This window comes from Hyalangium sp., from assembly GCF_035629615.1.
Taxonomy (GTDB): Bacteria; Myxococcota; Myxococcia; order Myxococcales; family Myxococcaceae; genus Hyalangium.
Genome location: NZ_DASPHO010000867.1, coordinates 1 through 6,586 on the forward strand (window position 1 = coordinate 1; position 6,586 = coordinate 6,586).

A 6,586-nucleotide genomic window follows, 5' to 3' on the forward strand; every position below is an offset into this window, starting at 1 on the left:
GGGAGGTGCTTCCACCGAGCGCCATGGCCATGGTGTGCCTGGAGTTGGAGGCACTCACCCTGCGCCTGCTCTCCGAGGAGAGGCGGGCCCGGGACACCGCGGAGCAGCTCGAGAGGGAGGCCGCCGTGCTCACGCAGACGGCCGGGCCTGAGGCGGACAGGCCCATCCTCCCCACTCCCAGCGCCGTCGGCACGGAAGAGGGGGTCCCCCGCTTCTCGGTGAGCAGCAGCTCAAGTCCACCCCCCAGCGAGGAACTCTCGGACACGGATCGAGCCTCCCCACCCAGTGAGCCGAGCGACACCTCCACCCAGCGTGAGCGCCGTCGCACCTCCATCTCCGCGCTGCTCTCCACCACGCTCACGGCCATGGTGGGTGGCTTGGTGGTGGTGCTGGCGATGGAGCTGCTCAGGCCCCGCCTGCCGGAACCAGAGCCAGCGCCATGGCTCGCCACTCCCGAGGAGGTGGCACAGTTCGCCACGGATGGGGGCGTCGCCGAGGAGGCTCTGTCCAGCGTAGAGAAAGTGCCTGGCGCTGGCGTCCCGTACGACTCGCTGGGCCGACCGATGCCCAAGCATCCATCCCCGGCGCAGCGCAAGCCGCCGTGTGAGCGTGGCGAGACGGCGATCAACGGTGGCTGCTGGGTCGAAGTCGGCAGGGAGAAGCCTCCATGCGGGGAGAAGATGTTCGAGCACGAGGGGTACTGCTACAAGCCGTCCGTCGACATGCCAAGGACGCCTACGGCAGGGGAGCCCTGATGATGCGACAGTCCATCCTCGCTGCGCTCACTCTTGGGCGTGGATCCATTCAGCCCGCAGTGGGCCACGAGTCGGAGACGCTCGCTTCAGTTAACGCTCGGATCCCGCTTCTGACGCTCAATCCAGTCGCGGTAGTAATAGGTGCTCGTGAACCAGGACTCGTGGCCTCCTCTGGCTTTGGTGAACCCACCGCTGATGCCGACAAGCCAGCGTCCCTCCGCCGTCTCGCGGAAGGAGGGACCGCCGCTATCCCCTGAGAGGACGTGAACCCTGCCCGTTGTGAATCGGAACTCTTTGATATCGCGCGTCGTAATGACTTCCGTCACCAGGTTTCTGCCAAAGCGCCGCATGCCCAAATCGGCGGCTTTTTCGGCGCTCGGCCCGAAACCCACTACGACGAGCGACTCATTGGGCTTGACCTCGACTTCAGGCATGTTGCCATCGGGATTGATGCCTGCCACAGCCTCTTGGAGTTGAATGACAGCGAGATCCGCCCAGTGGCTCTTGACCTTCCCATCCTGGACCTCGGACCTGAAGCTCTCGTGCGCGACGACGGTACCCTCGTAGGACTCGGGTACGCCTACCCACTTTCCGTCCTCTTGCTGATAGCGAAAAGCCCGAACACTTGCCTTCTGCTCACACTTCGCATTTCGCGTTGTGTAGACCCAGGTTCCGGCTCGGGACGCAAAATCCATCGGCAGGCAGAAACAGTGCGCTGAGGAAAGCACGAGACGCGGAGCAATGAGGACGCCGCTGCAACTGCCAGCGGGTGTGTACACCAGAACCGTTGACCGATACCGGTTGGTGTAATCGTCCACGCCTTTCGCCACGGCAAAGTAAGACTCGGGCGTTGATGAACACCCACTCCCAGAAAAGAGAAGGGCCGCCAAAAGAACCTTCAAGGAACCGTTCTGTTGAGCGCACATAAGTCCTCACCGAGGATGCTGGGATGCAGGTGTCGACGGGGAGTCCGCTATCGCTACACGTTGGAGCTCGGTGCGTAGCCAGTCCCTGAAGAAGTACGTGCTCGTGAAGGAGAGTTCCTGGTCGGAGCCGACACTGGCGATCCCCACGAGCCATCGCTGGCTCTTGTCTTCCCGGAAGCAGGGCCCCCCCGTGTAGCCGTTGTAGACGAAGGCACCCTGCTGCTCATAGAGGACCTTTCCGTCCGAGCCTCCACGGATCTGGGTCACCTTGTTATGCCTGAAGTATCGGATCCCAGCGACGCCTAGGAAGCGAGGATCATCGCCATAGCCCGCCATGACGAGCGTTTCGTTCTCCTGGACTTCCGTCTCGGCGAATGGGACTCGCTGCAGATCCCCCCTCAAGGGGGAGTCCAGAACGATGATGGCGAGATCAGCATGGGTGGACAAAACAGCGCCTTGATCATCGACTTCAAGCTTGAAAGCGGGATGAACGCGGACCTTGCCATCGACTCTTCCAAAGGTCTGCTCCACTGACTCCTCCTTGAATTCAGGGGACTTCACCGCGCCAAAGCGAACAGTCATGATAAACGCACGCTCAGCGCAGGCGGAGGGGCCAATGGGACCCTTTTCAGGAACGCCACGCGAGGTGGCTTGCCGCGGCGGGCACACACAACTGGCTGCTGTCAGGGCCACCCGCCGGCTCAGGAGAATACCGCTGCAGTTCGCGTGGACGTGACCGCCGTCCGCCAGGAGCATGATGGTGGACGCGTACCGGTTGCTGACGTCCATCTTCCCTGCCGCCGGGCCACCCCCAAGCCGAGGGGCAATGGCGGGCTCCCAGCCCTCTGGAAGGATGGTGGATTCCGCATCGTCCGAAGGGCTTGGGGTTGGAGTCTGCGTGAGTGGCACCGACCCGTCGCTCCCCCCTCCATCTGCTACTCCAGCGATCTCCGCGCTGTTTTGTTTGCATCCCCCTGGGCCGAACACTCCTGCTGCGCAGAGCAAGAGAAAGCCGAGGCGGGCGAGTGGACGGCGCACCTCTCTCTGGGGGACAGGTTTCATGTGGAGAGAGGATAGCTGTCTCCTTGGAGCAACCTCCAGCGCGGCAGCCAGCTCCTCGTGGTACCTGAAAGAGCTCCCGGCCCGGCATCGTTGCACCGGAGCCGTCTCACCGACGAGTCCTGCACCTGGATGTCCGCGCCGGAGGATCGGCGGACGCTTCGAGCCTCAGGCGCTGGCGTACTGCAGGCCGTCCGACTCGCCCAAGGGGATGCTGAAGCAGAACGTGTTCCCCTCGTCCGAGGGGGCGTCCAGCCAGATGCGCCCCCCGTGCGCCTCGACGATCTGCCAGCTCAGGTGCAGCCCCAGCCCCACCACTCCCGTGTACCCCGCTGCGCCCGGGGGCAGCGGCTCGTAGAGCGGCTCGAAGACGTGGCGCTGGCGGTCAGGCGGGATGCCCGGCCCATGATCGCTCACCGAGACCACGGCTTCACGGCCCGTACACTGCATCCCCACTTCGATCGAGGCACCAGGAGGTGAGTACCGGATGGCGTTCTCCAGCAGGTGCGCCACCACGTCCCCCATGCGCTGGCGGTCTCCATCCACGAGGAGCGACTCGGTGGCCTCGATGGAGATCGGGTGCTCCGTGGTCCGGGAGATGCTCTTGACCTTCTCCTCCACCACCTCGCCCAGATCGAACCGGTCGCGCTCCATCTTCGGCAGGCCCGGGGCCATCCACACCGCGGCGAACAGGTGCTCCACGAGCTGCGCCAGCCGCCGCGTGTTCCGGGCAATGGCCGTGAGCCCCTTCTGCTGGCGCACGGAGTTCACCTCCATGCGGCTCAGGATCTCCGCCCACGTCTGAATGGTCGTGACGGGCGTCCTCAGCTCGTGGGCCGCGGCGGACATGAACTCCTCGCGCAGCCGCAGCGCCTCGCGGACCTCCAGGAACAGGCGCGCCTTCTCGATGGCCATGGCGAAGAGCTGGCCCACCGTGGTGTGGAACTCCAGCTCCCTCGAGGCGAACTGACGCGGGGCCTGGGCGAAGCACGTCAACACGCCCACGAGGTGTCCTCGGGAGAGCAGCGGGACGGCCACCAGGCTCCGGAAGTCCTCCTCCCGCGCGAACTTCCGGCAGAGCGCGGGCACCTCCCCGAGCTCGATGTCCCCGATGACCTGCAGGGTCTCCTGCCGGGCGGCCTGAGCCGTGAGCAGGGGCGACTCGAAGGAGATCTGGTGGAGGTCCTCCCGGATCTTCTGCCCCAGCCCGTGCGAGCCAATCAAGGTGAGCTGCTGGTGGTCGGGCTTGGCCAGCCACAGCGCGGCGGCGTCAGCTCCCAGCGCATGGAGGCTCTGCTCGATGGCCACATGGGCGACCCGCTCGAGCTCCACCTCCATGACGAGGGCCTGGCTGACGCGGGACAGCGCCAGCTCGCGCTCGAGCAGCCGCGCCCGCTCCTCCTCCACCTGCATGCGCTCGGTGATGTCGTGGACGACGATCTCTCCCAGGATGATCTGTCCGGCGGAGTTGCGGACCGGGGCACCGTTGATGCTGACCAGGCGCTCATTCCCATCCAGGGTGCACAGCCGCAGCTCCATGTCGGTGAAGGTCTCCCCGTCCAGCGTGCGCTGGAGCGGCATCTCCGCCAGCTGCAGGGCTCGCCCATCGACATGCTGCAGGCAGTAGCGCTCAAGGTACTCGGACAGCGGCCGGCCCAGGTCGGAGCGTTCCCGGAACCCGAGCAGCCGGCGCCCCGCGGGGTTGGCATCGAAGAGCCGGCCATCCGGGCTGGCGAGAAAGATGGCGTCCGGCACGCTGGCGATGATGGCGTCGAGCTGGCTGGCGTGCCGCTCGGCCTCTGCGCGGAGCGCGTCCACCTCGGCCTGACGCTGCGACACCCGAGCCGCCATCTCGTTGAAGGCGTCTCCCAGCTCTCGCAGCTCATCGCCCGTCTGGATGGAGACCCGCTGCCCCAGCTCCCCACGGGCCAAGGCCCGGGCCAGCAGCTGGAGGCGCCGCACGGGGTGAGCATAGAAGCGGGCCAGCACGGCCGAGATGAGCCCGCTCAGCAGCAGGATGCCGATGAAGATCGCCAGCTTCATGCGGAGCCACGCATTGAGCGGGGCCAGCGCCACGTCACACGGCGCCATCACCCCCACGGCCCACCCATGCCGGGGCGTCGGGACAAAGGCGCCCAGCGAGGCGTCCCGGCTGAGCGGGTTGGTGAACTGATCGAGCTTCACGGGCGTCCCGGCCAGCGCGAGCGTCAGGGGCGCGAACCCGAGGAACGCGCTGCTCTGCTCATACGTCAGATCAGGGTACCCGGTATGGAAGGCCAGCCGGCCCTTCGGATCGACCAGGAGGATCTCCTGGCCGGACTGGAGGCGGGCGCTCGTATAGCGCTGCTCCAGCAGATCCGTCTGCATGATGACGTTGACGACGCCCAGCGGCTGATCGCCCGGCCCGGGGATGGGAACGGAGATGAGGATCGCCGTGCGCTTGGGGCGCCTCAGCTCGATGACCTCGGAGATGACCGGAGCGCCGGTGGCCATCACCTTCTGGAAGTACGGGCGATCACCGATGCGAATCCGAGGCTCGGCGGGTGCGTCCGGCTCGCCCCAGCCGCGGTTGAGCCCGGTGGCGTCATAGATGCCGATGGCGTCATAGAGCGAGCTGTTCTGGACCAGCCGCTGCATGTGCGCATCCAGTGTGCGGGGATCCAGGCTCCGCACCAGCGGATCATTGGCCACGGCCTGGGCGAACTCGATGGCGGACTCGAAGGACTCGGAGATCTGCACCGCGACGGCCTGGGCCGCCATCCGCTGGGAGGCGAGGATCGTCTCCTGGGTCCTCCTCTGCCCCTGGAAGAAGTCAGCGCTCAGCAGCGCCAGGACAGGCAGCAGGACAGCACCGAATGCGAGCAGCAATTTGGCGTGGAAGTGCAGTCGAGGCATGGCCACCCGGGAGACGCGTTACCCCGTCTCAACAGTCATGCAGGCTCAATGCCTTCAACCGTCGCCCCTTCACCTGGGCGGACTGGGAGCAGCCTGGCAGGCGCCTAACAGCTCAGGCCCGAGGGAGTGTCGCCCCCGTGCGAGCTGCCAGGGTACGAGCGAGCGCCCGCAGGGGACTCTGCTAGGATGCCCGGATCCTCAGCCCGCGGCCTTTCGCCACTGCAACCATGCTCGCTCAGTCGCTCGCCGCTCCCGCCTTGGCTCTCTCTGCCCTGCCTGTGCACCGGAAGGTGCCGCCTCCGGAGCTGCTGCGCGAGCACGAGCTGGGAGGACGGAAGTGGGCCGTGGCGCTCCCCGTCACCTTCACTCCGTTTGCGTCGGCACAGCCGTGCTCGGCGCGCTGTGTGTTCTGCTCGGAGACGCTGTGGCACCGGGACTCCCAGCGGCTCTCCGCCTCGCTGCGCCCGGGGGCGGGCTACCACGAAGGCCTTGCCCAGGCCCTGGCCACGCTCCGGGGGCTCCCGCTGGGCCTGTCGCTCTCCGGGCTCGAGTCCACCGACGTGCCCGAGTGGCTCCTCGGAGTGCTCGACGTGCTCGAAGCCCATGAGCGTCACCCCGAGGGTCACGTGGAGGAGAAGGTCCTCTACTCGAATGCCGCGGGCCTCAGCCGGGAGACCTCGGGCGCTGTGCTGCTGCCCCGCCTGGCGCGCTTTGGACTGACGCGGGTGGAGATCTCCCGCCACTTCCATGAGGCCGCGCGCAACGATGGCATCATGCGCTTCCGGCCCGGGCAGCCCATCGCCCGGCAGGAGGTGTTCGAGGAGACGGTCCGCACGGCACGGGAGCACGTCCCGGTCCGTCTGGTCTGCATCGTCCAGCGCACGGGGGTGGCCACTCCCGAGGATGTGCAGGCATACTTGGAGTGGGCGGTAGAGCGGCTGGGCGTCACGG

Annotated in this window: 4 protein-coding genes and 1 pseudogene; 2 read left to right on the forward strand and 3 right to left on the reverse strand. The window is 66.6% G+C overall.

Annotation, left to right across the window (positions count from 1 at the left end; translation table 11 throughout):
• A pseudogene (locus VD972_RS43475) lies at positions 1-755 on the forward strand (hypothetical protein); the annotation flags it as partial.
• Between the two features lie 86 nt (positions 756-841).
• Here the strand turns inward: VD972_RS43475 and VD972_RS43480 are convergent.
• The 3 genes from VD972_RS43480 to VD972_RS43490 all read right to left on the reverse strand — a co-directional run bounded on the left by VD972_RS43480 (position 842) and on the right by VD972_RS43490 (position 5,635).
• A complete protein-coding gene (locus tag VD972_RS43480) occupies positions 842-1,657 on the reverse strand; it encodes a trypsin-like serine protease (protein ID WP_324995679.1) in 816 nt (271 codons plus the stop codon).
• A 30-nt stretch (positions 1,658-1,687) separates the two neighbouring features.
• Positions 1,688-2,470 (reverse strand): trypsin-like peptidase domain-containing protein, encoded by a 783-nt coding sequence (locus VD972_RS43485; protein ID WP_324995681.1) that lies wholly within the window; start codon positions 2,468-2,470, stop codon positions 1,688-1,690.
• 438 nt (positions 2,471-2,908) lie between these two features.
• On the reverse strand, positions 2,909-5,635 hold the full coding sequence (locus tag VD972_RS43490; protein ID WP_324995683.1) for an ATP-binding protein: 2,727 nt from the start codon (positions 5,633-5,635) through the stop codon (positions 2,909-2,911).
• A gap of 227 nt (positions 5,636-5,862) precedes the next feature.
• Here VD972_RS43490 and VD972_RS43495 point away from each other — a divergent pair.
• A partial coding sequence (locus VD972_RS43495; protein ID WP_324995685.1) for a hypothetical protein occupies positions 5,863-6,586 on the forward strand: 724 nt, incomplete at its 3' end.

What these genes read in the sequence shown, in the direction of transcription:
- VD972_RS43485 (WP_324995681.1), bottom strand. Translation starts at nt 2,470, where the DNA reads ATGGACGTCAGCAACCGGTACGCGTCCACCATCATGCTCCTGGCGGAC.
- VD972_RS43490 (WP_324995683.1), bottom strand. Translation starts at nt 5,635, where the DNA reads ATGCCTCGACTGCACTTCCACGCCAAATTGCTGCTCGCATTCGGTGCT.